We start from the raw sequence: 22,174 nt of genomic DNA, 5'->3' as shown, positions 1-22,174 counted from the left end.
AGGAGGCCAGAACGCGTTCTTCCGATTCCGGCCTCTGTTTAAAAGCCCCTGCTGATGTCTTAGCAGGGGCTTTTTTGTTCCACATGGAACATGCAGCCGATTGCAGGTAACTCGAATTGATCGATAAAAAAGCCGGCACTAGGGCCGGCTTTGGATTTCACTGAAAAACTTATGCACGGAATGCAGTAACTCGTGCCTTTGATAAAACGGCTTATGAATCATTGTCTTGAAAGACTTAATGGCACTCTGCCGGTATTTCGCTCACAGGTTATCCACAATGGCTCTAGGCCGGCTCACGAGCCTCGAGTGGCTGGCTTTGTGTATCCAGTGAACCGATATCGCGTTGGGCCTGACTGACCCAGGCAAAGGCGCGGTCATTAAGTTCAGCTATAGCGCGCGGGCCTGTACCTTCGGCGTACATCAGCGGGCCGATCACCACCTGAACGGTTCCGGGCGTCTTGCGCCAGCCCTGCTTGGGCCAAAACTCGCCGGCATTGTGGGCAATCGGCAGCACCGGCAGGTTAGCATTCACCGCGAGGGAGGCGCCGCCACGGCTGAATTTGCCGATCTGCCCTGGTGGAATACGTGTGCCTTCCGGGAATACCAGCACCCAGGCGCCCTGCCCCAGACGCTTATGGCCGAGTTTGGCCAGCTGCTTGAGCGCCGCCTTGGGGTTGCTGCGGTCAATCGCGATGGGTTTGAGCATGGCCATCGCCCAGCCAAAGAATGGCACATAGAGCAACTCGCGCTTGACCACCTGGCTCAACGGTTCGAAGTAGCCGCAGAGGAAGAAGGTTTCCCAGGTGCTCTGGTGCTTGGCGAGGATCACGCAGGGCTGCTCGGGGATATTGTCCAGGCCCTTGATCTCGTAGTTGATGCCGACCACCACCTTGGCCAGCCAGGTGGCGCAGCGGCACCAGTTCTGCACGACGAAGCGGTAGCGTGCGCGGAACGGCAGAAAGGGCGCGACGAAGACGCTGAGGGTGCACCAGAAGAAGGAGCTGGAAGCCAGCAGCAGATAGAAGAGGAAGGTTCTGAGGGTCTGCACTGTCGACATGGGAGCTTTTACCGTCGCAGGCAGAGCCTGCTTTATAAGTGGAGAAGCTGTGCGGCAACCGCCGCCAGATCATCGAATACCAGGGTGCCCGCTGGCAATCCTTTCGCCAGGGTGCGTTCGCCCTTGCCGGTCTTTACCAAAACTGGCTGACAATCGACGGTTAATGCAGCGCTCAGGTCACCGCTGCTGTCACCGACAAACCAGATGCCCTTGAGTGCTATGCCATAGTACGCAGCAATCTGCTCAAGCATGCCGGGTTTCGGTTTGCGGCAGGCGCAGCCTTCATCCGGGCCGTGGATGCAGTGCACGATCAAGCCCAACTCGCCACCTTGCGCTGCCACCAGCTTGCGCAGGCGCGCATGCATGGCTTCCAGCGTGGCCAGGTCGTAATAGCCACGGGCAACCCCAGACTGGTTGGTGGCCACGGCCACCGTCCAGCCGGCTTGCGACAGACTTGCGATGGCCTCGATGGCCCCGGGCAGCGGGATCCATTCGGCGAGGCTTTTGATATAGGCGTCAGAGTCGTAATTGATTACGCCGTCGCGGTCGAGAATCAGCAGTTTCATGCGGTAATCCGTAACCGGCTGGCGGCGGTGTGGCCGCCAGCCGGTAAAGGTGATGATGGGTATCGCTGTGCTCCACCCATCCTATAGGCGACTTAGCCGAGTACCGAGATATCAGCGACGCCGAGGAACAGGCCGCGTAGCTTAGCCAGCAGCGCATAGCGGTTGGCCCGCACTGCAGGGTCTTCGGCGTTGACCAGTACGGCCTCGAAGAAGGCGTCTACAGGCTCACGCAGATTTGCCAACTGGCTGAGCGCCAGGTTGTACTGACGCGCTGCAGCGAGCGGTTGCACCGCATGCTCGGCTTGCTGAATGGCGGCGTTGAGGGCGAACTCGCTGGGGTTGTCGAAGTGATGGGCTTCGACGCTCGCTGCGACCTGGCCTTCGGCTTTGCTTAGCAGGTTGGACACACGCTTGTTGGCTGCTGCAAGAGCGGCTGCTTGCGGCAGTGCGCGGAAGGCCTGCACGGCTTGTACACGCTGATCGAAGTCCAGCGGCGAGGTCGGACTGACGGCACGTACGGCTTGGTACACGGCGACGTCGACGCCTTCATCCTCATACCGCGCGCGCAGGCGATCGAAGATAAAGTCCTGCACCTGCGGTGCCAGGCCGTCAGCTTTGACCTTGTCAGCGAACTGGGCGATGGCAAAAGCGATGGCGTCCGCCAGATCCAGATCCAGCTGTTTCTCGATCAGAATGCGCAGCACGCCAAGGGCGGCACGACGCAGGGCGTAAGGGTCTTTGCTGCCGGTGGGCAGCATGCCGATACCGAAGATGCCGACCAGGGTGTCCAGCTTGTCGGCCAGGGCCACGGCAGCGCCGGTCAAGGTGCTCGGCAGTTCGGCACCGGCACCGCGCGGCATGTACTGCTCGTTCAGCGCCAGGGCCACATCATCGGCTTCGCCGTCGTGCTTGGCGTAGTAGTAACCAGCGATGCCCTGCATTTCCGGGAACTCGCCGACCATTTCACTGGCCAGGTCGCACTTGCAGAGAATGCCAGCGCGGGCGGCACGGGTGGCATCGCCACCGATGCGCTCGGCAATAAAACCGGCCAGGGCGGACACACGCTGTGCTTTGTCGTAGACCGAACCGAGCTGAGCCTGGAACACCACATTGGCCAGGCGCTGGTTGAAGGTCTCCAGCTTCTGCTTCTTGTCCTGCTTGAAGAAGAACTCGGCGTCGGTCAGGCGCGGACGCACCACCTTCTCGTTGCCGGAAATGATCTGCGCCGGGTCTTTGCTTTCGACGTTGGCCACGGTGATAAAGCGCGGCAGCAGCTTGCCGTTACCGTCCAGCAGGCAGAAGTACTTCTGGTTGTCCTGCATAGTGGTGATCAGCGCTTCTTGCGGCACTTCCAGGAAGCGTTCCTCGAAGGAACACACCAGCGGCACCGGCCATTCAACCAGGGCGCTGACTTCATCCAGTAGCGCCGGCGGCACGATGGCCGTGCCCTGCTCTGCTGCAGCCAGTTCATTCACGCGGGCGATGATCTGCGCGCGGCGCTCGGCGAAGTCGGCAATCACATAGGCGCTACGCAGGTCTTCCGCGTAATTGGCCGGCGCGCTGATGCGCACCTCGTGGTTGGCGTGGAAGCGGTGACCACGGGAAACCCGGCCGGCTTGTTGGGCGAGGATTTCGCAGTCGATCACTTCGTCACCGAACAGCATCACCAGCCACTGGCTCGGGCGGACGAATTCGGTCTTGCGCGCGCCCCAGCGCATGCGTTTCGGGATTGGCAACTCGTTCAGCGAGGTTTCGACGATACCCGGCAGCAGGCCAGCCGCCGCTTGGCCGGGAATGCTCTGGCTGAATTTCAGCTTGGGGCCGCTTTGGTCGATTTGGCTCAGCTCAACGCCGCACTTCTTGGCGAAGCCCAGCGCGGCTTGCGTTGGGTTGCCGTCTTTATCGAATGCCGCCTGTACGGGCGGGCCGTCGAGGTTGACGGTGCGGTCAGGCTGCTGGGTGGCGAGTTGCTCGACCAGCACCGCCAGACGACGCGGCGCAGCGTAATAGTGCACGTTGCTGTAGCCCAGACCCGCCGCCTTGAGGCCTTTCTCGATGCCGGCGAGGAAAGCTTCGCCGAGGGTTTTCAGGGCTTTCGGTGGCAGCTCTTCGGTGCCCAGTTCAACCAGGAAATCACGGGTACTCATTCTGCTGCCTCCAGCTTGGCCAATACTTCATCACGCAGGTCGGGAGTGGCGAGCGGGAAGCCGAGTTTGCGCCGCGCTTGCAGGTAGCTCTGCGCCACCGAACGAGCCAGCGCACGCACACGCAGGATGTACTGCTGACGCGCGGTCACCGAGATGGCCCGGCGCGCATCCAGCAGGTTGAAGGTGTGCGAGGCTTTGAGCACCATTTCGTAGGTCGGCAATGGCAGTTCCAACTCGATCAGGCGGTTGGCTTCCGACTCATAGAAATCGAACAGCTCGAAGAGTTTCTCGACGTTGGCGTGTTCGAAGTTGTAGGTCGACTGCTCCACTTCGTTCTGGTGGAACACATCGCCATAGGTGACCTTGCCGAACTGGCCGTCGGTCCATATCAGGTCGTACACCGAATCGACACCCTGCAAGTACATGGCGAGGCGTTCGAGGCCATAGGTGATCTCGCCGGTTACCGGGTAGCACTCAATGCCGCCCACTTGCTGGAAGTAGGTGAACTGGGTGACTTCCATGCCGTTCAGCCAGATTTCCCAGCCCAGACCCCAGGCACCGAGGGTCGGCGATTCCCAGTTGTCTTCAACGAAGCGGATGTCGTGCACCAGCGGATCAATGCCGATGGCTTTCAGCGAGCCTAAGTACAGCTCCTGGAAGTTTTCCGGGTTCGGTTTGAGCACCACCTGGAACTGGTAGTAGTGCTGCAGGCGGTTGGGGTTTTCGCCATAACGGCCGTCAGCCGGACGACGGGAAGGCTGCACATAGGCGGCGTTCCAGGTCTCGGGGCCGATGGCACGGAGAAACGTGGCGGTGTGGAAGGTGCCCGCGCCAACTTCCATATCGTAGGGCTGCAACACCACACAGCCCTGCTCGGCCCAGTACTGTTGCAGGGCAAGGATCAAGTCTTGGAAGGTGCGCACGGCAGGCGTAGTCTGGCTCACAAATTTCACCCGTACTTTGGCGGCTTGAGAAAGTCCGCGAGTATACCGAAGCTCAGGAAAACCCGCATGCCACGCTGTTTCTGGTGCAGTGACGATCCGCTTTATCAGGCGTACCACGATGAAGAATGGGGTGTGCCGCAACGTGATCCTCAGGTGCTGTTTGAATTGCTCCTGCTGGAAGGTTTTCAGGCGGGTCTGTCGTGGATCACCGTACTGAAGAAACGCGAGCACTACCGCAAGGTGCTGTTTGGATTTGATGTACAGCGCTTGGCCGCACTGAGCGACGAGTACATCGAAGAAACCCTGATGCAGGATCCCGGCATCATTCGCAACCGCCTCAAGCTCAAGGCCGTGCGTAAGAACGCCCAGGCCTGGCTCAAGCTGGAAGAACCGGCGGCCTTGCTCTGGTCATTTGTCGGGGGCGTGCCGAAGATCAATCACTTCAGCGAACGCGCTCAGGTACCGGCGGTTACGCCTGAGGCTGTGGCGATGAGCAAGGCCTTGAAAAAAGCCGGTTTCACCTTTGTCGGCCCGACCATCTGTTATGCCTACATGCAGGCCAGCGGCATGGTCATGGATCACACCAGCGATTGTGACCGTTACGCGCAACTGACCACTCGCTAGCTCGGGTGGTTACAATAAGCGCCTTTTGATCGGCTGGAGTTGCCTGTGGAAAAGCTCAAAGGTGCCCTGGTGGTGGGCTTTCTGCGTTTGTTTGCCTTGCTGCCGTGGCGCGCCGTTCAGGCCGTGGGCGCGGCGATTGGCTGGTTGATGTGGAAGCTGCCGAACGGCTCACGCGAAGTGGCCAGCATCAACCTGCGCAAATGCTTTCCCGAACTGGACGAGGCTGCGCACCAGCGCCTGCTGGGCCAATCGCTGAAGGATATCGGCAGAACCCTGACCGAGAGCGCCTGTGCCTGGATCTGGCCGGCGCAGAAATCCATCGACCTGGTGCGTGAGGTCGAAGGCCTGGATGTGCTCAAGGACGCCCTGGCCAGTGGCAAGGGCGTGGTTGGCATCACCAGCCACCTGGGTAATTGGGAAGTGCTGAACCACTTCTACTGCGCGCAGTGCAAACCAATCATCTTCTACCGCCCACCGAAGCTGAAGGCCGTCGATGAGCTGCTGCGTCAGCAACGTGTGCAGTTGGGCAACCGTGTTGCGCCGTCGACCAAAGAAGGCATCCTTAGCGTGATCAAGGAAGTGCGTAAAGGCGGCGCCGTGGGCATTCCGGCTGACCCGGAGCCGAGTTTGTCGTCTGGCGTCTTTGTGCCGTTTCTGGCCACCGAAGCGCTGACCAGCAAGTTTGTTGCTGGCATGTTAAGTGGTGGCAAGGCTTGTGGGGTGTTTCTGCATGCGCTGCGCCTGCCGGATGGCTCGGGCTTCAAGGTTATTCTGGAAGCTGCGCCGGAGGAGATGTACAGCACCCAGACGGAAACGGCCGTTGCGGCGATGAGTTCGGTGATTGAACGCTATGTGCGTACTTACCCGAGCCAGTACATGTGGAGCATGAAGCGCTTCAAGAAGCGCCCAGCCGGCGAGGCCAAGTGGTATTGAGGTAAGCCCCTGAGGGGCATGAAGTTGCAGCCGGGGTTGGCTCTCGACTAGGCTGCTTAAACCCAGTCGGATGGACGGCGCATGAGCAATAGTCGAAAGAATGTCCGCACCCCTCTCAAGGTGCGTTTGCGCATTGACCACCCGGTACACGGTGAGTTGATGGTCACCACGCGGGACATTTCCGAGTGTGGCGTTTATGTGCTGATGGATCATGCGCCCGATAAACTGCTGATGGGTGAGCAGGTGCAGGGGCAGGTACAAGGCCTGCCGATGGAAGCGCCGATTCTGACGCTGGAGGTCGTCCGTGTAGAGCCGCTCGGTGTCGGTCTGCGCTTTGTGCCCTGCGAGCAAACCGACGACTAACGCGCGGGCTTGTCCAGCCGTTTGAGAAACACCGCGATTTCCTTGCCCGCCTGTTTGTCGCCCTTGTCTTCGGCCACTGCCAACCCTTGTGTCCAGGCCATGCGCGCCTCGTCGTTCAACCCCTGTTTGTGCAGGGCCTGGCCGAGCAGTTTCCACGCGGCGGAATACTGCGGATCAAACTGCACACAGCGCTGAAAATGTTCAGCTGCCCGAGTCCATTCGCCTGCATCCAGATAGCCTTTACCCAAACCGAAGCGCAACAGCGCGTTGTCCATGCCTTTTGCCAGCATCTTTTCCAGCGCGTCGGTGCTCATGCAGTCTCCTTGCTCGGGGCAAGCCCTCAGCCAGCGGTTAGGTGCTGAAGGCAGCAGTCGGTTGGCGTTGAGCGCAGCGAAGCCCAACAGACACGTTGGGTTTCGCTAATGGGGCGCAGCAATGAACGTTAAAAGAATGTCAGGCCGACCTGGAACAGTCGCTCAGCGTCGCGGATGTATTTCTTGTCGACCAGGAACAGGATCACATGGTCGCCGGACTCGATCACCGTGTCGTCGTGGGCAATCAGCACCTCTTCATCGCGGATGATCGCGCCGATGGTGGTGCCGGGCGGCAGGGCGATGTCTTCGATCATGCGCCCGACCACCTTGCTCGACTTGGCGTCACCGTGGGCGATGGCTTCAATGGCTTCAGCCGCCCCTCGGCGCAGGCTGTGTACACTTTCGATATCGCCGCGGCGTACGTGGGTCAGCAGGGTGCCGATGGTGGCCAGTTGCGGGCTGATGGCAATGTCGATCTCGCCACCTTGCACCAGGTCGACGTAAGCCGGGTTGTTGATGATGGTCATCACCTTGCGCGCGCCCAGGCGCTTGGCCAACAAGGAGGACATGATGTTGGCTTCGTCGTCGTTGGTCAGGGCCAGGAAGATGTCGGCATCGCTGATGTTCTCTTCCACCAGCAGGTCGCGGTCGGAGGCGCTGCCCTGCAGCACAATGGTGCTGTCGAGGGTTTCCGAGAGGTAGCGGCAACGCGCCGGATTCATCTCGATGATCTTCACCTGATAACGGCTTTCGATGGCTTCGGCCAGGCGTTCACCGATATGCCCGCCACCGGCGATCACCACCTTCTTGTAGCTGTCTTCCATGCGCCGCATTTCGCTCATCACCGCGCGGATATGCGCCTTGGCGGCGATAAAGAACACTTCGTCATCGGCTTCGATCACCGTATCGCCCTGCGGCATGATCGCCCGGTTGCGGCGGAAGATCGCGGCTACGCGGGTGTCGACATTGGGCATGTGCTCGCGTAGCTGACGCAGTTGCTGACCGACCAGCGGGCCGCCGTAGTAGGCCTTGACTGCCACTAGCTGCGCCTTGCCTTCGGCGAAGTCGATTACCTGCAGGGCACCGGGGTATTCGATCAGGCGTTTGATGTAATTGGTCACCACCTGCTCGGGGCTGATCAACACATCGACCGGGATCGATTCGTTGCTGAACAGGCCGCTGCGCGTCAGATAAGCCGCTTCGCGCACGCGGGCAATCTTGGTGGGCGTGTGGAACAGGCTGTAGGCCACCTGGCAGGCGATCATGTTGACTTCGTCGCTGTTGGTCACGGCCACCAGCATGTCGGCATCGTCAGCACCGGCTTGACGCAACACGGTGGGGAACGAGCCGCGACCTTGTACGGTGCGGATATCCAGGCGGTCGCCAAGGTCGCGCAAACGATCAGCGTCGGTGTCGACCACGGTGATGTCGTTGGCTTCGCTGGCCAGGTGTTCAGCCAAGGTGCCGCCGACTTGGCCTGCGCCGAGAATGATGATCTTCATGCAGTAATGTCCTCAGCCGCGCGGGGCGGCGGCGATTTTCATCAGCTTGGCATAGTAGAAGCCATCGTGGCCGTCTACTTGCGGGAAGAGTTGGCGACCGTGGGCCGTTTTATGGCCGAAGGTGCCGGCGATATCCAGCTCACGGGCACCCGGCGTGCGGGCCAGGAAGGCCGCTATGTTGTCACTGTTTTCGGCCGGCATCACCGAGCAGGTGGCATAGAGCAGGATGCCGCCGACCTCCAAGGTTTGCCACAGGCTGTCCAGCAGTTCGCCTTGCAGCGTGGCCAGCGCTGGGATGTCTTGAGCCTGACGGGTGAGCTTGATATCCGGGTGACGACGGATCACCCCGGTGGCCGAGCAAGGCGCATCGAGCAGGATGCGCTGGAACGGTTGGCCATCCCACCAGGCCGCCAGATCGCGGCCATCGGCGGCGAACAGCTCGGCGTGAAGGCCCAGACGTGTGAGATTCTCGCGCACGCGCACCAGGCGTTTTTCTTCCAGATCCACCGCCACCACGCCCGCTAAACCGGGTTCGGCTTCGAGCAGGTGACAGGTTTTGCCGCCCGGCGCAGCGCAGGCGTCGAGCACACGTTGACCGGGTGCCAGGTCGAGCAGGTCGGCGGCCAGTTGCGCGGCTTCATCCTGCACACTGACGCGGCCTTCGGCAAAGCCCGGCAAGGTGGTGACATCGCAGGCGTGCAGCAGACGAATGCCGTCGCGGCTGAAAGTGCAGGGTTCGGCCTCAAAGCCGACCCGGCGCAGCTCGGCCAGGTAATCATCGCGGCTGCCAAGGCGGCGGTTGACCCGCAGAATCAGCGGCGGGTGGGCATTGTTGGCCGCGCAGATGGCTTCCCAGTGCTCTGGCCATTGCGCTTTCAGGGTTTTCTGCAGCCAGCGCGGGTGGGCGGTGTGCAGCACCGGGTCACGCTCGAGGCTGGCAATAATGCTTTCGCCGTCGCGTTGCGCGTTGCGCAGCACGGCATTGAGCAAGCCCTTGAGCGAGGGCTTTTTCAACTTGTCGACGCAGGCGACTGTTTCGCCGAGGGCGGCGTGGGCCGGAATGCGTGTATAGAACAGCTGGTACAGGCCGATCAGCAGCAGCGCTTCGACATCGCGGTCGGCGGCTTTGAAGGGTTTTTGCAGCAGCTTCTCGGCAATCAGGGCCAGACGCGGTTGCCAGCGCGCAGTGCCAAAGGCCAGGTCTTGAGCCAGGCCGCGATCGCGCGCTTCGACCTTGTCCAGCAACGGCGGCAGGCTGCTGCCCAGCGAGGCTTTGCCGGCCAGTACGCTGGCCAAGGCACGGGCGGCGGCGAGACGTGGGTTCATGCGCCCAACACCAAGCCAACGGCAAACTGCTCGCGGCGGCTGTTGTACAGGTCACTGAAGTTCAGCGCCTTGCCGCCTGGCAGTTGCAGGCGGGTCAAGCGCAGCGCGCCTTCACCACAGGCGACGGTCAGGCCCGATTTGTCGGCAGCGAGCACTTTGCCGGGAGTACCGCTGCCCTCGCCCAGCGTAGCGGCATGGACTTTCAAGGCCTCGCCGCCCAGCGTGCTGTGGCAGATCGGCCAGGGGTGAAAGGCGCGCACCAAGCGCTCCAACTCAATGGCTGGGCGACTCCAATCCAGGCGCGCTTCATCTTTGTTTAGCTTGTGCGCGTAGGTGGCCAGGCTGTCGTCCTGAACTTCGCCCTTGAACGTGCCGTCAGCCAGGCCGGTGATTGCTTGAATCACGGCATGTGGGCCGAGGCTGGCGAGGCGGTCGTGCAGGCTGCCACCGGTATCTTCGGCAGAAATGGGTGTGCTGACCTTGAGCAGCATAGGCCCGGTATCCAGGCCCGCTTCCATCTGCATCACGGTGACACCCGACTCGGCATCGCCTGCCTCAACCGCGCGCTGAACCGGTGCGGCACCACGCCAGCGAGGTAGCAGTGAGGCGTGACTATTGATGCAGCCCAGACGCGGTGTATCCAGAACCACCTGCGGCAGAATCAGGCCGTAAGCCACTACCACCATCAAGTCAGGCTTGAGTGCAGCCAGCTCGGTTTGGGCGGCGGGATCGCGCAGACTCTGCGGTTGATACACCGGGATGTCGTGCTGCAGGGCCAGCTGCTTGACCGGACTGGGAGTCAGCTTCTGCCCTCGACCGGCCGGGCGATCCGGCTGGCTGTAGACGGCAATGATCTGGTGTGGCGTGTCGAGCAAGGCCTTGAGGTGTTCGGCGGCGAATTCCGGGGTGCCGGCAAAGACAATACGCAGTGCTTCAGTCATGGGGGCTCGCTAAAGAAAAAGGCTTGCCGCAGCAAGCCTTTGAAAGGTGTGGCTCAAGCCTGCTGGCGATGCTGCTTTTCCAGCTTCTTCTTGATGCGGTCGCGTTTGAGATTAGACAGGTAATCGACAAACAGCTTGCCGTTGAGGTGGTCGCATTCGTGCTGGATACACACCGCCAGCAGGCCTTCGGCGATCAGCTCATAGGGCTGGCCATCGCGGTCCAGCGCCTTGATCTTGACCTTCTGCGGGCGGTCGACGTTCTCGTAGAAGCCTGGTACCGAGAGGCAACCTTCCTGGTACTGATCCATTTCGTCGGTCAGCGGCTCGAACTCGGGGTTGATAAACACCCGTGGCTCGGACTTGTCCTCGGACAGATCCATCACCACGACGCGCTTGTGCACGTTGACCTGCGTCGCGGCCAGGCCAATGCCCGGTGCGTCGTACATGGTTTCAAACATGTCATCGATCAGCTGACGCAAGGCGTCATCGACCACGTCCACCGGCTTGGCGATGGTGCGCAGGCGCGGATCGGGAAATTCGAGGATATTCAGGATCGCCATATGCGTTTGTGATGCACTTGTGGAATAAAGTCAAAATCCGCTGCTAAGATGATGAGCAGCATTGAAAAACGGCTTCACGCCGCAGCACGACTGGGTTTCGTCGCGGCGCTAGGGCGCTCCACGTGAAGACACATAATAAAGGGATTCACCGCATGAGGAAATCACTACTCGCCCTGCTGCTGCTTGCCGCAGGCGGCTTGGCCCAGGCCGACGTGCAACTCAAGGACGGTCACCCAGACCGTTACACCGTGGCCAAGGGCGATACCCTCTGGGATATCTCTGGAAAATTCCTCAGCCAGCCTTGGAAATGGCCGGAAATCTGGCACGCCAACCCCCAAGTGGAAAACCCCCATCTGATCTACCCGGGTGACCAGCTCAGCCTGGTATACATTGATGGTCAGCCGCGCCTGATGCTCAACCGTGGTGAGTCGCGTGGCACCATCAAATTGTCGCCGCAGGTGCGCAGCACGCCAGTGGCTGAAGCCATACCGGCGATTCCGCTGGAGGCTATTAACAGCTTCCTGCTGGTCAACCGCATTGTTGATACACCTGATCAATTCCTAGCTGCGCCCTATATCGTTGCCGGCAATGCCGAGCGCGTTGTCAGCGGTGCAGGCGATCGTGTGTATGCGCGCGGAAAATTCGACGAGAGTGCACCGGCTTACGGCATCTTCCGTCAGGGCAAGACGTACATGGACCCGGAAACCCAGGAGTTCCTTGGAATTAATGCTGACGACATCGGTTCCGGTGAGATTGTCGCCGAGGAAGGTGATGTTGGCACCATGACGCTGACCCGTTCGACTCAGGAAGTACGTCTGGGCGACCGTCTGTTCGCTACTGAAGAGCGCCCGATCAATTCGACCTTTGTGCCGAGTGAGCCTGCCAGTCAGGTCAACGGTGTGATCCTTGATGTTCCACGCGGTGTGACCCAGATCGGTCAGTTCGATGTGGTCACCATCAACAAGGGGGTCCGCGATGGCTTGAAGGAGGGTAACGTACTGGCCATTTATAAGACTGGCGAAACTGTGCGTGACCGCATTACCGGTGAGTCGGTGAAAATTCCGGACGAGCGCTCGGGTTTGCTGATGGTCTTCCGCACCTACGACAAGCTCAGCTATGGCCTGGTGCTGGGGGCGTCACGCTCACTGGCGATCATGGATAAAGTGCGTAACCCATAACATCGAGCAGCCCCGCAAATGCGGGGCTTTTTATTGCTCTTTGAATTTCCAGCCGTCTACACGGCGCGACCGATCAAGGATGATCCGGATGTCGCAATCTTCCGCTCCTCCCCCTGCGGTTTCTCCTGCTGAATTGGAAGCCCGCCTGCGTTTGCACAGCTTGCCGGAGCTGGGGCCTCGACGCTTTCGCAAACTCCTCAGTGCCTTCGACAATGCTTCAGCCGCGCTCAGCGCGCCTGCCAGTGCCTGGCGTTCCCTGGGCTTGCCGCAGGTATGCAGTGAGGCGCGGCGTAGCGTTGAGGTGCGTGAGCGTGCGGCGCAGAGTCTGGCCTGGTTGGAGGTCGCTACGCATCATTTGTTGATGTGGGATGACACGATTTATCCAGGGCTGCTGGCCGAGTTGGCGGATGCACCGCCGTTGCTGTTTGTTGACGGTGACCCGACTTTGCTGGAGCAGCCGCAACTGGCCATGGTCGGTAGCCGGCGTGCGTCGCGGCCAGGTCTGGATACTGCGCAGCGTTTCGCTCGCAGCCTGGCGGGTGGCGGTTTTGTGATTACCAGCGGCCTGGCCTTGGGGATTGATGGCGCGGCCCATCAGGGTGCACTGGATGCCAATGGCAAGACGGTGGCGGTGCTTGGCACCGGTTTGCAATGCCTGTATCCGCCGCGGCACAAGCAACTCGCCGCCGATATCGTCGCCCGTGGCGGGGCGCTGGTGTCCGAATTGCCGCTGGATTGCCCGCCGCAGGCGGGCAATTTCCCCCGGCGCAATCGCATCATCAGCGGCCTTTCCGTTGGCGTACTGGTGGTGGAAGCCAGCCCGTCCAGCGGCTCGCTGATTACTGCGCGCCTGGCCGCCGAACAGGGGCGTGAGGTCTATGCGATTCCCGGTTCGATTCATCACCCCGGCGCGCGTGGTTGTCATCAGTTGATCCGCGAAGGGGCGACGCTGGTGGAAAGTGTCGAGGATATTCTCCAGGCTCTGCGCGGCTGGCAGGCGCACTCACTCACTAGTACCGCTTGCACACCCGAGCCGCCCAGCCATCCATTACTGGTCTTGCTGCATGCTGCGCCGCATAGCAGCGAAGCGCTGGCGGTGGCCAGTGGTTTACCCTTGGCTGAGGTGCTGGCTGCGTTGACAGAGTTGGAACTGGACGGTCGCGTTGTTTGTGAAAATGGCCGCTGGGTGGGCTGCGCGCTTTAGCTTGGATACACTGCCCGCCAGGCCTTAGTGGAGAGCAGTAAATGGTCAGCAATTGGCAGATACAGCAAGCAGCACGGGTGGTGCGCAACGGCGGCGTGATCGCTTATCCGACCGAGGCGGTGTGGGGGCTTGGCTGTGATCCGTGGAATGACGAAGCGGTGGAGCGCTTGCTGGCGCTAAAGGATCGTCCCGTACACAAAGGGCTGATTCTGGTCGCCGCCGAGATTGAACAGTTCGATTTTCTTCTCGAAGACCTGCCGGAAATCTGGCTGGCGCGTCTTACCGGTAGCTGGCCGGGCCCCAACACCTGGCTGGTGCCGCACCAGAACCGTCTGCCTGATTGGATCAGCGGCCAGCACGACAGCGTGGCCCTGCGCGTCAGTGATCATCCGCAGGTGCAGGCGTTGTGTCGTCTGACCGGTCCGCTGGTGTCGACTTCGGCTAACCCGGCTGGCCGCCCGTCTGCGCGTTCGCGCCTGCGGGTCGAGCAGTACTTTCCTGGTCAGCTGGATACGGTGCTTGGCGGAGCCTTGGGCGGGCGCAAGAACCCGAGCCTGATTCGCGACTTGATCAGCGGTGATGTAATCAGGCCGTCCTGACCCGAGCATCCCAGATACGTGCGACTGAAGCCTCGTGGCTAAGGAAAACCAGGGCTTCAGCTGCATGAGGCGTTACGGCAACAGAATGCTCGACCCGGTGGTCTGCCTTGCGCTCAAGGCCGTTTGCGCCAGTGCCGCATCCTTGAGTGCATAGCGGTTGCTGATCTGCACCTGCAACTGGCCGCTGGCAATCATGCTGAATAGTTCGTCCGCCATGCTTTGCAGCCGGGAAGGCGTATCGGCGTAACCGGCCAGGGTTGGGCGGGTGACGAACAGTGAGCCTTTTTGCGCGAGGATGCCCAGGTTGACGCCGGTTACGGCGCCCGACGCATTACCGAAGCTGACCAGCAGGCCGCGTGGCGCTACGCAGTCCAGCGAGGTTTCCCAGGTATCCTTGCCGACGCCGTCGTAAACCACCGGGCACTTCTTGCCGTCAGTCAGTTCCAGTACGCGTTGGACAACGTTTTCATGGCTGTAGTCGATGGTCGCCCAGGCCCCCTGCTCTATGGCCCGCGCCGCTTTTTCCGCCGAGCTGACGGTGCCGATCAGTTTGACCCCAAGCGCCTTGGCCCATTGGCAGGCGAAGGAGCCCACCCCACCGGCAGCGGCATGCAACAGAATGGTTTCGCCGCCCTGCAGCGGGTAGGTCTGGCGCAGCAGATACTGCACCGTCAGGCCCTTGAGCATCACTGCGGCGGCCTGCTCGAAACTGATCGTATCCGGCAAATTCACCAGCTTCTCGGCTGGCAGTACGTGCAGTTCGCTGTAAGCGCCCAGCGGTCCAGTGGCATAGGCCACGCGGTCACCCACCTGAACGCTGCTCACTGCAGAGCCCACCGCCTCGACGATCCCCGCTCCCTCGGTACCCAGGCTGGATGGCAGGCCCGGCGGCGCATACAGGCCGCTGCGGAAATAGGTGTCGATATAATTCAGGCCGATCGCCTGGTTCTTCACCCGCACTTCATTCGGACCAGGGGCTGCGGGGGTGTAGTCGGTGTAGTCGAGAACATCCGGGCCGCCGTGATGGTTGAACTGGATACGCATGGCCATTTTCAGAGTCTTCCGCGATTGAATGCCTGGATGATGCCCGCAGGGGCAGAAATGTGCCGTTATCCAATCGTCTGCATTGACCGTCGTCAACTGCGGCCTTGGGGTGGCTGGTGTTATGCTGGCCGCCCATTTTCCCCGCGGCCACGTGCCGCCTGGCCTTACCCGTTTTCAAGGTGCCGCCGTGAGTGACCGTACTGAGGCCGTCAAAGCCTACCTGCTGGACCTGCAAGACCGTATCTGCACTGCCCTGCAAGCCGAAGATGGTGGTGCCGAATTCTTCGAGGATGCCTGGCAGCGGCCAGCCGGCGGTGGCGGTCGCACGCGGGTGATGGAGAACGGCGCGCTGATCGAAAAGGGCGGGGTGAACTTCTCCCATGTGTTCGGCGATAGCCTGCCGCCCTCGGCCAGTGCGCATCGGCCGGAACTGGCCGGGCGCGGCTTCGAGGCCCTTGGCGTGTCACTGGTGATCCACCCGGAAAACCCCTATGTGCCGACCTCCCACGCCAACGTGCGCTTCTTCAGCGCCGAGAAAGAAGGTGAAGAGCCGGTCTGGTGGTTCGGCGGCGGCTTCGACCTGACGCCTTACTACGGCAATGAAGAAGACTGCCGGCACTGGCACCAGGTCGCCCATGACGCCTGCGCGCCCTTCGGTGCCGAGGTCTATCCGAAGTTCAAGGCCTGGTGTGATCGCTACTTCCACCTCAAGCACCGCGGCGAGCCGCGCGGCATTGGTGGGCTGTTCTTCGATGACCTGAATCAGTGGGATTTCGACACCAGCTTCGCCTTTATGCGCGCCATCGGTGATGCCTATATCCAGGCCTATCTGCCCATCGTGCAGCGCCGCAAGCTGACCCCCTATGGCGAGCGCGAGCGTGAATTCCAGGCCTTCCGCCGTGGCCGCTATGTCGAGTTCAACCTGGTGTTTGATCGCGGCACGCTGTTCGGCCTGCAGTCCGGCGGACGCACCGAATCGATCCTGATGTCGCTGCCGCCGCATGTGCGCTGGGGTTACGACTGGAAGCCAGAGCCGGGCAGTGAAGAGGCGCGCCTGACCGAGTACTTCCTGACCGACCGTGATTGGCTTGCAAATTTGCCTTGATCGCTGCTGCGCTAGGCCATGCTGCGTTGAGAGCAGGCTCGGAATGCTCATTTACAGCTCGTAAACTCCGCTTCCTCGCCTGCTCTCGCCTTGCCTGACCGTCGCTCGCGGCGCGCTGAAGGCAAATTTCAAAGAGGATTTTTGATGGACCGCTACGGCGTATTCGGCAACCCCATTGGCCACAGCAAATCGCCGCTGATTCATCGTCTGTTTGCCCAGCAGACTGGCGAGCAGTTGAGTTATGAAGCCCTGCTTGCGCCGCTGGACGACTTCCCCGGATTTGCCCGCACGTTCTTTGCCGAGGGTTTGGGGGCGAATGTCACGGTGCCGTTCAAGGAACAGGCCTTTGCTCTCGCTGATCAGCTCAGTGCCCGTGCTCAACGCGCTGGTGCGGTGAATACCCTGAAGAAGCTGGCTGACGGCAGCCTGCTGGGTGACAACACCGACGGTGCTGGTCTGGTGCGTGATCTGACGGTAAATGCCGGGGTAACCCTCAAGGGCCAACGCATCCTCCTGCTCGGTGCCGGCGGTGCGGTGCGCGGGGTGCTGGAACCGTTACTGGCCGAACAGCCGGCGGCGCTGGTGATTGCCAACCGCACGGTGGAAAAGGCCGAGCAACTGGCCCGCGAATTCGCCGACCTGGGCCCAGTGGTTGCCAGCGGTTATGACTGGATTGATGCGCCGGTGGACCTGATCATCAACGGCACTTCGGCCAGCCTGGCCGGCGAGCTGCCGCCGATTGCCCCCAGTCTGATCCAACCCGGGCATACCCTGTGCTACGACATGATGTACGGCAAGCAGCTGACTGCCTTTAACCGCTGGGCTGCCGAGTACGGCGCGGTGCGCACCCTGGATGGTCTGGGCATGCTGGTCGAGCAGGCCGCCGAAGCCTTCTTCCTCTGGCGCGGCGTGCGCCCGGCCAGCGCGCCGGTATTGGCCGAACTGCGCCGCCTGCTGGCCGAGGGCTGAAGACGTGGGATTGAGCGCTGACAAATTAGCGCAGATCAGCGCGCTAACCCTGCGCCATTATCAGGGCTGTGCCGAAGCCTTTCGCGAGGGCACCCGCGATCATGATGTCAGCCAGAATATCGCCGCTCTGCTCGCGCATATCGAGGCCACGGCGCCCTACCAGATTCTCGATTTCGGCTGCGGGCCGGGCCGCGATCTGCGCACCCTTAGCGCCATGGGCCACACCGCCGTCGGTTTGGATGGCTGCGCGCGCTTTGTCGAAATGGCCCGCGCCGACAGCGGCTGCGAAGCTTGGCAGCAGGATTTTCTTGCCCTCGACCTGCCGCCTGAACGCTTCGACGGCGTGTTTGCCAATGCCTCGCTGTTTCATATCCCCCGCCAGGAGCTGCCACGGGTGTTGAAGCAATTGCATGCCACCCTTAAACCCGGTGGTGTGTTGTTCAGCTCCAACCCCCGTGGTGAGAATCAGGAAGGCTGGAATGGCGAGCGTTACGGCGCCTATCACGACCTGGCCAACTGGCGCGTATTGCTCAATGCTGCCGGCTTCAGCGAATTGCAGCACTACTACCGTCCGGCTGGCTTACCACGTGACCAGCAGCCCTGGCTGGCCAGCGTGTGGCGCAGTCGTAATTAATGTGATTTTGAAAACTTGACTTACGGGTCTGATTCTTCAAGGATGCCCATCTCCCCTACTTGACGATCGCAGTGCACTTGCCTGGCTCGTATGAACGGCTTAAGCGCTATGTCTTTTCGTATATAGCGATGCTGATTCATAAGCTGGCGATGGATTGCAAAGGAGTTCTGGATGAAAACGGGTTTTCCCCGACACCTAGTCAGTCTACTTGCCGCAGCGGTATTCAGCAGTCACGCCCTGGCCGAGCAGGTGCAGGTCGCGGTGGCGGCCAACTTCACCGCGCCGCTGCAGGCGATTGCCAGTGAGTTTGAACAAGACACGGGACACAGCGTGGTCGCCTCCTTCGGTGCCACCGGCCAGCTGTATGCACAGATTCAGAACGGTGCGCCGTTCGAAGTGTTGCTCAGTGCCGATGAAAGCACCCCGGCCAAGCTCGACAGTGAAGGCCTGGGCGTCAGCGGCTCGCGCTTTACCTATGCAGTTGGCAGCCTGGTGCTGTGGTCGGCCAAACCGGGTTATCTGGATGGCAGCGACGCGGTGCTCAAGGCCAATCAGTACAAACACCTGGCGATCGCCAACCCGAAAGCCGCACCCTACGGCTTGGCGGCCACCGAAGTGCTGGACAAGCTGGGCTTGAGTGCGGCAGTCAAAGACAAGCTGGTCGAAGGGCAAAACATCACCCAGGCGCATCAGTTCATTGCCACCGGCAACGCCGAGCTGGGCTTTGTTGCACTGTCGCAGGTGTACAAGGATGGCCAGCTCAGCAGTGGTTCGGCCTGGATGGTGCCGGCGCAGATGCACACGCCGATCAAGCAGGATGCGCTGATCCTCAAGAAAGGCGAACATAATCCCGCCGCGGCAGCCCTGACCGAGTACCTGAAAGGTGAGAAGGCGACGAAGATCATCAAGTCCTACGGCTACCAACTCTAAAAGGCGGTTGTGATGCCACTGACTAAAGCCGATCTCGCTGCGGTCCTGCTGACGCTTGAGCTGGCATCGCTGACCACCCTGTTGTTGCTGCTGATCGGTACACCGATTGCCTGGTGGCTGGCGCGCACGGGATCGCGCTGGAAGCAGCCGATTGGTGCCATCGTCGCCCTGCCGCTGGTGCTGCCGCCGACGGTGATCGGTTTCTACCTGCTGGTGAGCATGGGCCCACACGGTTTTATCGGGCAGCTGACTCAGAGCCTCGGCCTCGGCACCCTGACCTTTACCTTCACGGGGCTGGTGATCGGCTCTGTGTTCTATTCCCTGCCCTTTGTTGTGCAGCCGCTGCAGAACGCCTTCGAGGCCATTGGCCGTGGGCCGTTGGAGGCCGCAGCGACGCTGCGTGCGGGCCCATGGGATGCATTTTTTACAGTGGTGCTGCCGCTGGCCAAGCCGGGTTTTATCACGGCGGCGATTCTCGGTTTTGCCCATACCGTGGGCGAGTTCGGTGTGGTGCTGATGATTGGCGGCAATATTCCCGGCAAGACCCAGGTGGCGTCGGTGCAGATCTACAACCATGTGGAAACCATGGAGTACGCCCAGGCCCACTGGCTGGCGGCTGGCATGGTGCTGTTCTCCTTTATCGTGCTGCTGGCGCTCTATTCTGGTCGAAGCAGCGGGCGCAGCAGTACGCGGGTGTGGCAATGATCTGGCCCTTGGCGCGGCGCAATCCGGTGATTCGCTCAGTCGCTGAGCCGGGAGCAATCAAGGCGCGCTTCAAGGTTGAGTATGCGGGCTTTCGCCTGGATGTTGAGCTCAACCTGCCGGGGCGCGGCGTTAGCGCCCTGTTCGGCCATTCCGGCTCGGGCAAGACCAGTTGTCTGCGTTGCTTTGCCGGGCTGGATCAGCCGAGCGCAGGCTACCTGCAGGTCAACGGCGAACTCTGGCAGGACAGCGTCCAGGGCATTTTCGTCCCGGCACATCAGCGCGCCGTGGGTTATGTGTTTCAGGATGCCAACCTGTTTGCCCACCTCACGGTACGGCGTAATCTGCAGTACGGGCTGAAACGCATCCCCGCTGCGCAGCGGCGGATTGCCCTGGAGCAGGCGGTGGAACTGCTCGGTATAGAGCATCTGCTGGAACGCTTGCCGGGCAAGCTGTCCGGTGGCGAGCAGCAACGCGTCGGCATTGCCCGCGCCCTGCTGACCAGCCCGCGTCTGCTGCTGCTAGACGAGCCGCTGGCGTCCCTCGACCTCAAGCGCAAACAAGAGGTGCTGCCCTATCTGGAGCGCCTGCATCAGGAGCTGGAGATTCCGATTGTCTACGTCAGCCATTCGCCGGATGAAGTGGCGCGCTTGGCGGATCACCTGGTGCTGCTAGAAGACGGCCAGGTCAGCGCCAGTGGCCCGCTAAAGGAAACGCTTTTGCGCGCCGACCTGCCGTTTGTCTTCGAGGACGATGCCGAAGCGGTGGTCGACAGTGTGGTCACCGCCCATGATCAGGCCTACGGGTTGCTCTACCTGCAATTGCCAGACAGCCCGATCAACCTGCGTCTGCCTCACGGGCCGTTGCCACTGGGCCAGTCGGTGCGCATCAAGGTCAAGGCGCGCGATGTCAGCCTGAGCTTGCAACAGGCCGAGGACAGCAGCGTGCTTAACCTGTTGCCGGCGCGGGTAGTGGACTGGATCAACGTCGCCGAACAAGCCCATGTACTGGTGCGCGTGCAAGTGGGCGGCGAGCAACTGATCGCCCGTATCACCCGATACTCCTTCGATCGCCTGCAGATCCAGCGCGAGCAGTTGCTATGGGCGCAGGTCAAGTCGGTGTCGTTACTGAGCACTCACTGATGCCTGGGCAAACGCGCCGGGGATGACCTGCGAGCGCTTCAGGCCCAGCCACTCCAACTCGATAAACACCAGTACCACAACAGCCTGGACGATCACGAAGGCGTAGCCCAGCACGTTCGGCGTGAACCAGCCGCTGAGCAGCACCAGCAGGCTGAGCACCACCCATAGCGCATTCAGGCCGATCACCGTGTAGACCGCTGCCCGCGCCATGCTTTCACGGCGCGACAGCCAGAGCAGAAAGGCCACCAGCGGAATCAGTACCACGCCGACGCCGAAGAGGAATTCACCCGGCAGGGCCAACAGGCTGCTGAGCCCGTCAGCCAGCAGCAGGAGTTGCGCCGTGGTGATCACGCCGACCAGACCATCGGCGAGCAGGGCACGGCGCAGTAACAGCGAAGGGTGCAAGGTAGTCATGGCGAAATCTCCGTAAAGAACCGTCGAAATGGCGGCTTGCCCTTAGATTTCGCCGATCCGCGCGCGGTGTCGATTACCTCGCAGGTAATGGCTGCAATGACCTCGCTGGTCTATCGTCGATGCCCATGAACAGCCAAATCCAGCCCGTCGGCGCTCTGCTGCGCCAGTGGCGCCAACATCGTCGTCTTAGCCAGCTCGACCTCGCTTGCGAGGCCGACATTTCCACTCGCCACCTGAGTTTCGTCGAAACCGGGCGCGCCCAGCCCAGCCGCGAGATGCTGCTATTGCTCGCCGAGCAGCTGGAGATTCCGCTGCGCGAACGCAATCGCCTGCTTAGCGCCGCCGGCTATGCGCCGCTGTTCACTCAGCGTGAGCTTTCCGAGCCAGCCATGGCGGCCGCGCGCAGCGCCATCGACCTGTTGCTCAAGGCCCACGAGCCCTACCCGGCACTGACCATCGACCGCCACTGGAATCTGCTGGCGGCCAACAGCGCCCTCGCGCCCTTTCTACAAGGCATTGCCCCCGAGCTGCTGACGCCGCCGATCAACGTCATGCGCCTGAGCCTGCACCCGGGCGGGTTGGCCCCGCGTATCGTCAACCTGGGGCCGTGGCGCGCCTACCTGCTGGCGCGTTTGCAGCGCGATATTCAGGCCAGCGGCGATGCTCAGTTGCAGGCACTGTGGGATGAGCTGAACGCCTACCCGGGGCCTGTGGCGTCCGCGCACTTTGACAGCGACACGGTGCTGATGCCGCTGCAGTTTGCCAGCGAGCAGGGTGTGGTCAGCCTGATCGGCACCACCACGGTATTTGGCACCGCCAACGACATCACCCTGGCGGAACTGGCGCTGGAAACCTTCTTTCCGGCCGATGCCTTTAGCGTGCAGTACCTGCGTGACTTGGCTGAATCGACGCATCTTTCCGACGAAATCACTCTTTAGGCTACTTTTCTCCAGCATTCAGTGCAGTACCCTGTGGC

At 61.4% G+C, this 22,174-nt stretch carries 24 protein-coding genes; 13 read left to right on the top strand and 11 right to left on the bottom strand.

Annotated elements, in window-relative coordinates:
* Window positions 1–283 precede the first annotated feature (283 nt).
* The 4 genes from DBR00_RS20145 to glyQ form a co-directional block, all read right to left on the bottom strand.
* Window positions 284–1,057 carry a 1-acyl-sn-glycerol-3-phosphate acyltransferase gene (locus DBR00_RS20145; RefSeq protein WP_108486189.1) on the bottom strand — a complete coding sequence of 258 codons (774 nt, stop codon included), beginning with the start codon at window positions 1,055–1,057 and terminating at the stop codon, window positions 284–286.
* A gap of 32 nt (window positions 1,058–1,089) precedes the next feature.
* On the bottom strand, window positions 1,090–1,623 hold the full coding sequence (gmhB, locus tag DBR00_RS20140; RefSeq protein WP_108486190.1) for a D-glycero-beta-D-manno-heptose 1,7-bisphosphate 7-phosphatase: 534 nt from the start codon (window positions 1,621–1,623) through the stop codon (window positions 1,090–1,092).
* A gap of 92 nt (window positions 1,624–1,715) precedes the next feature.
* Window positions 1,716–3,770: a glycine--tRNA ligase subunit beta gene (glyS, locus tag DBR00_RS20135; protein ID WP_108486191.1), complete on the bottom strand. Its 2,055-nt coding sequence runs from the start codon at window positions 3,768–3,770 to the stop codon at window positions 1,716–1,718.
* Window positions 3,767–4,714: a glycine--tRNA ligase subunit alpha gene (gene glyQ, locus DBR00_RS20130; protein WP_108486199.1), complete on the bottom strand. Its 948-nt coding sequence runs from the start codon at window positions 4,712–4,714 to the stop codon at window positions 3,767–3,769. The genes glyS and glyQ overlap by 4 nt, the downstream gene beginning before the upstream one ends.
* Before the next feature lie 66 nt (window positions 4,715–4,780).
* Between glyQ and DBR00_RS20125 the strand changes: the two genes are divergently transcribed.
* The 3 genes from DBR00_RS20125 (at window position 4,781) to DBR00_RS20115 (ending at window position 6,634) form a co-directional block, all read left to right on the top strand.
* Entirely contained in the window at window positions 4,781–5,338 is a 558-nt protein-coding gene (locus DBR00_RS20125; RefSeq protein WP_108486192.1) for a DNA-3-methyladenine glycosylase I, read from the top strand.
* Window positions 5,339–5,383: 45 nt separating this feature from the next.
* Complete coding sequence (locus tag DBR00_RS20120; protein WP_108486193.1) at window positions 5,384–6,271, top strand: lysophospholipid acyltransferase; 888 nt, start codon at window positions 5,384–5,386, stop codon at window positions 6,269–6,271.
* An 81-nt stretch (window positions 6,272–6,352) separates the two neighbouring features.
* The gene (locus tag DBR00_RS20115; protein WP_108486194.1) at window positions 6,353–6,634 is read left to right on the top strand and encodes a PilZ domain-containing protein; all 282 of its coding nucleotides are present in this window, start codon (window positions 6,353–6,355) and stop codon (window positions 6,632–6,634) included.
* Here the strand turns inward: DBR00_RS20115 and DBR00_RS20110 are convergent.
* From DBR00_RS20110 to def, 5 genes are all read right to left on the bottom strand, one after another.
* Window positions 6,631–6,948 (bottom strand): tetratricopeptide repeat protein, encoded by a 318-nt coding sequence (locus tag DBR00_RS20110; RefSeq protein ID WP_108486195.1) that lies wholly within the window; start codon window positions 6,946–6,948, stop codon window positions 6,631–6,633. The genes DBR00_RS20115 and DBR00_RS20110 overlap by 4 nt on opposite strands.
* A 128-nt stretch (window positions 6,949–7,076) precedes the next feature.
* Window positions 7,077–8,450, bottom strand: coding sequence for a Trk system potassium transporter TrkA (gene trkA / locus DBR00_RS20105; RefSeq protein ID WP_108486196.1), 1,374 nt, complete (start codon window positions 8,448–8,450; stop codon window positions 7,077–7,079).
* Between the two features lie 12 nt (window positions 8,451–8,462).
* Window positions 8,463–9,776 (bottom strand): 16S rRNA (cytosine(967)-C(5))-methyltransferase RsmB, encoded by a 1,314-nt coding sequence (gene rsmB, locus DBR00_RS20100; RefSeq protein WP_108486197.1) that lies wholly within the window; start codon window positions 9,774–9,776, stop codon window positions 8,463–8,465.
* Window positions 9,773–10,717, bottom strand: a complete 945-nt coding sequence (fmt, locus tag DBR00_RS20095) for a methionyl-tRNA formyltransferase (RefSeq protein ID WP_108538106.1) — start codon at window positions 10,715–10,717, stop codon at window positions 9,773–9,775. The genes rsmB and fmt overlap by 4 nt, the downstream gene beginning before the upstream one ends.
* Window positions 10,718–10,770: 53 nt before the next feature.
* Window positions 10,771–11,277: a peptide deformylase gene (def, locus tag DBR00_RS20090; protein ID WP_108487485.1), complete on the bottom strand. Its 507-nt coding sequence runs from the start codon at window positions 11,275–11,277 to the stop codon at window positions 10,771–10,773.
* Between the two features lie 152 nt (window positions 11,278–11,429).
* Here def and DBR00_RS20085 point away from each other — a divergent pair, with 152 nt between their 5' ends.
* The 3 genes from DBR00_RS20085 (at window position 11,430) to DBR00_RS20075 (ending at window position 14,258) form a co-directional block, all read left to right on the top strand.
* Window positions 11,430–12,455, top strand: a complete 1,026-nt coding sequence (locus DBR00_RS20085; protein ID WP_108487486.1) for a LysM peptidoglycan-binding domain-containing protein — start codon at window positions 11,430–11,432, stop codon at window positions 12,453–12,455.
* A gap of 88 nt (window positions 12,456–12,543) precedes the next feature.
* Window positions 12,544–13,659: a DNA-processing protein DprA gene (gene dprA, locus DBR00_RS20080; protein WP_108487487.1), complete on the top strand. Its 1,116-nt coding sequence runs from the start codon at window positions 12,544–12,546 to the stop codon at window positions 13,657–13,659.
* A gap of 41 nt (window positions 13,660–13,700) precedes the next feature.
* Window positions 13,701–14,258, top strand: coding sequence for an L-threonylcarbamoyladenylate synthase (locus tag DBR00_RS20075; RefSeq protein ID WP_108487488.1), 558 nt, complete (start codon window positions 13,701–13,703; stop codon window positions 14,256–14,258).
* 72 nt (window positions 14,259–14,330) lie between these two features.
* Here DBR00_RS20075 and DBR00_RS20070 read toward each other — a convergent pair whose 3' ends face one another.
* Window positions 14,331–15,308 carry an NADPH:quinone reductase gene (locus DBR00_RS20070; protein ID WP_108487489.1) on the bottom strand — a complete coding sequence of 326 codons (978 nt, stop codon included), beginning with the start codon at window positions 15,306–15,308 and terminating at the stop codon, window positions 14,331–14,333.
* A 181-nt stretch (window positions 15,309–15,489) separates the two neighbouring features.
* On the opposite strand from DBR00_RS20070, the gene hemF reads away from it, so the two are divergent.
* The 6 genes from hemF (at window position 15,490) to modC (ending at window position 20,784) form a co-directional block, all read left to right on the top strand.
* A complete protein-coding gene (gene hemF, locus DBR00_RS20065; RefSeq protein ID WP_108487499.1) occupies window positions 15,490–16,407 on the top strand; it encodes an oxygen-dependent coproporphyrinogen oxidase in 918 nt (305 codons plus the stop codon).
* A 144-nt stretch (window positions 16,408–16,551) separates the two neighbouring features.
* A complete protein-coding gene (gene aroE, locus DBR00_RS20060; protein WP_108487490.1) occupies window positions 16,552–17,376 on the top strand; it encodes a shikimate dehydrogenase in 825 nt (274 codons plus the stop codon).
* A gap of 4 nt (window positions 17,377–17,380) precedes the next feature.
* Window positions 17,381–18,010 carry a bifunctional 2-polyprenyl-6-hydroxyphenol methylase/3-demethylubiquinol 3-O-methyltransferase UbiG gene (locus DBR00_RS20055; RefSeq protein WP_108487491.1) on the top strand — a complete coding sequence of 210 codons (630 nt, stop codon included), beginning with the start codon at window positions 17,381–17,383 and terminating at the stop codon, window positions 18,008–18,010.
* Between the two features lie 171 nt (window positions 18,011–18,181).
* Window positions 18,182–18,940 (top strand): molybdate ABC transporter substrate-binding protein, encoded by a 759-nt coding sequence (gene modA / locus DBR00_RS20050; protein ID WP_108487492.1) that lies wholly within the window; start codon window positions 18,182–18,184, stop codon window positions 18,938–18,940.
* 12 nt (window positions 18,941–18,952) lie between these two features.
* Complete coding sequence (modB, locus tag DBR00_RS20045) at window positions 18,953–19,645, top strand: molybdate ABC transporter permease subunit (protein WP_108487493.1); 693 nt, start codon at window positions 18,953–18,955, stop codon at window positions 19,643–19,645.
* Window positions 19,642–20,784, top strand: a complete 1,143-nt coding sequence (gene modC, locus DBR00_RS20040) for a molybdenum ABC transporter ATP-binding protein (RefSeq protein ID WP_108487494.1) — start codon at window positions 19,642–19,644, stop codon at window positions 20,782–20,784. Before modB ends, modC begins: the two co-directional genes overlap by 4 nt.
* Here modC and DBR00_RS20035 read toward each other — a convergent pair.
* Window positions 20,767–21,198 (bottom strand): hypothetical protein, encoded by a 432-nt coding sequence (locus DBR00_RS20035; protein ID WP_108487495.1) that lies wholly within the window; start codon window positions 21,196–21,198, stop codon window positions 20,767–20,769. The two genes, modC and DBR00_RS20035, sit on opposite strands and share 18 nt — an antisense overlap.
* A 125-nt stretch (window positions 21,199–21,323) precedes the next feature.
* On the opposite strand from DBR00_RS20035, the gene DBR00_RS20030 reads away from it, so the two are divergent.
* Window positions 21,324–22,136: a helix-turn-helix domain-containing protein gene (locus tag DBR00_RS20030; protein WP_108487496.1), complete on the top strand. Its 813-nt coding sequence runs from the start codon at window positions 21,324–21,326 to the stop codon at window positions 22,134–22,136.
* The last annotated feature ends 38 nt before the right edge of the window (window positions 22,137–22,174 follow it).

The sequence above is a fragment of the Pseudomonas sp. HMWF032 genome (assembly GCF_003060885.1).
Taxonomy (GTDB): Bacteria; Pseudomonadota; Gammaproteobacteria; order Pseudomonadales; family Pseudomonadaceae; genus Aquipseudomonas.
This window is presented reverse-complemented; position numbering and strand designations above follow the sequence as displayed.